The organism is Bartonella tribocorum (assembly GCF_002777915.1).
GTDB classification, from domain to species: Bacteria; Pseudomonadota; Alphaproteobacteria; order Rhizobiales; family Rhizobiaceae; genus Bartonella; species Bartonella tribocorum_A.
Window position 1 is genome coordinate 1 of the sequence record NZ_NJGE01000058.1, and the last position, 2353, is coordinate 2353.

At 42.4% G+C, this 2353-nt stretch carries 2 pseudogenes; both read right to left on the reverse strand.

Annotation, left to right across the window (positions count from 1 at the left end):
* Positions 1 to 1074: pseudogene (locus tag CER18_RS09590) on the reverse strand (hypothetical protein); the annotation flags it as partial.
* A 52-nt stretch (positions 1075 to 1126) separates the two neighbouring features.
* Positions 1127 to 2353, reverse strand: a pseudogene (locus tag CER18_RS09595) (hypothetical protein); the annotation flags it as partial.

A 2353-nucleotide genomic window follows, 5' to 3' on the forward strand; every position in this document is an offset into this window, starting at 1 on the left:
CACCGCTTCTGTCGAAACCGCTGAAAGGGTGGCTGCTTTTACTCCAGAGAGACTACGGGAGGCACCGTCACTGTTTGCAATGCTGATTGCTGCACCCTCTTTCTCCGCTCCTATCTTAATAACCTTGCTCACATCATCTTGCTTTACAAGACTGTCACTAACAACCTGGTTAATCTCATTCTTAAGCTCTTTATGAAGATTGCTGAAAGAACTGCCTACACTTGCAAAGGCTTTTGCTACATCATCATAACTCTTCTCTTCAACCTTACTACCATCCTCACTGACTGTGTGAACCTTAAAGCTTGGAGCGGACCACTCACCATTCTCATACTTAGCACCGCCACCAAAGGACTTCGCTATGTTGGTTGATGCTGTTTGCAAATTATTAGATACAGCACTCACATTCTGATTGGTTGCAAAAAGTTGCGAACCATTCACGGCATCAGTCGATGCTTCTGTAAGATCTCCTGCTTTTACGCCCGTGAGTGTCCGTGCCGCACCATCAGTATTCGCAAACGTAACTTTCGTACCGCTCTTTTCTCCTCCAACCGCAATGTCATGCGTCTTGTCATCTTGCTTAACAAGACTGTCACCCACAACTTGGTTAATCTCATTCTTAAGCTCTTTATGAAGATTGCTGAAAGAACTGCCTACACTTGCAAACGCTTTTGCTACATCATCATAGCTCTTCTCTTCAACCTTGCTTCCATCCTCACTGACAGTGTGAACCTTAAAGCTTGGAGCAGACCACTGACCATTCTCATACTTAGCTCCTCCACCAAAGGATTTAGCTATATCCGTAGCCGCTGTGTCAAGAGTCTTAGATACAGTGCTTACATGTTGATTGGTTTCATAAAGCTGAGATCCATTCACCGCATCTGTTGAATCTTTCGTGATGCTACCATTCGCAAGAGACGTGATCTTACTGTTTTTCTTCTCACCATCTGTCCCATGTGTTGCAACAAATGCCTCTTTATCTTGACTCCACAACAACGCATCACCCTTAACTTCCTCAGTAATATCTGTGAGTTGTTTCGTAAAATCTTGAACAACATTCGTAAGATGATTGTTCACATTATTGATATTCTTATCAATACCTGCAAAAGCCGAACCAACATCTTTAAACTCAATCTTCTGACTGAAGACTGTTAGAAAGATCCTTCAAACCCTTATCAAATTGCTCTTTGTTAACTGCTTCATTACCCTTCTCTGCTGCCTTAACTCCAGAAAGTGTACGATCTTCTTTATCTTTGTTAGCAATATTGACCTCACTGCCAGCGACTTCTTTACCAATAGTGATGAGGTTCGTTGTAGCATCTTGCTTAACAAGGCTATCACTAACAACTTGGCTAATCTGATTGTTAATATTCGTAACAGCATTCGTCATTTCATTATGAAGACCTTTGAAAGAACTATTTACACCACCAAATGCATCGGCAACATTGTTATATGTCTCTTCAGAAGACTTACCATCACCAGAAAATTGTGTAACTTTGAAAGTTGGAGCAGCCCACTCACCATTCTCGTACTTAGCACCACCACCAAAATAGCTCGCTAACGTATTATTCATCGAATAAAGCTGTGAACCAGTGATCGCATCCGTTGAATCTTTCGTGACACTGCCATTCGCTAGAGACGTGATCTTGCTGTTCTTCTTATCACCTTCAGTTCCATGCGTCGCAACAAATGCATTGTCATTATCACTCCATAACAACGCGTTCTGCTTAACATTTTCTGAAACTTCATTCGTATTTTGCTTAATCTCTTTATGAAGCTCTGTGAATGAATGATCAACACCACCAAACGCATCTGCTACACTCTGGTAACTCTTACCCTCCACTGTATAAGTCGGTGCTACACCCTTCAACACATCGGATCCGCCACCTAAATACTTCGAAGTATTATCAGAAACTGTTTTGAGATCATTCGTTACTGTCGTGACATTCTGATTGGTTGCAAAAAGTTGCGAACCATTCACGGCATCGGTCGATGTCTCTGTGAGCTCTCCTGCTTTTACACCTGTAAGCGTCCGTGCCGCACCATCAGTATTTGCAAACGTAACTTTCGTACCGTTCTTTTCACCTCCAACCGCAATGACATGTGTCTTGTCATCTTGTTTCACAAGACTATCACCCACAACTTGGTTAATCTGGTTATTAATATTCGTAACAGCATTTGTCACTTCATTATGAAGATTCGTGAAAGAACTGCCTACTCCCGCAAACGCTTCTGCTACTGTTTTATAGCTCTGCTCTTCAACCTTATCACCATCAGCACTCACGGTGTTAACTTTGAAGTTTGGAGCAGCCCACTTGCCTTCTTTATATTCAGCGCCACCACCAAAATAGCTCGC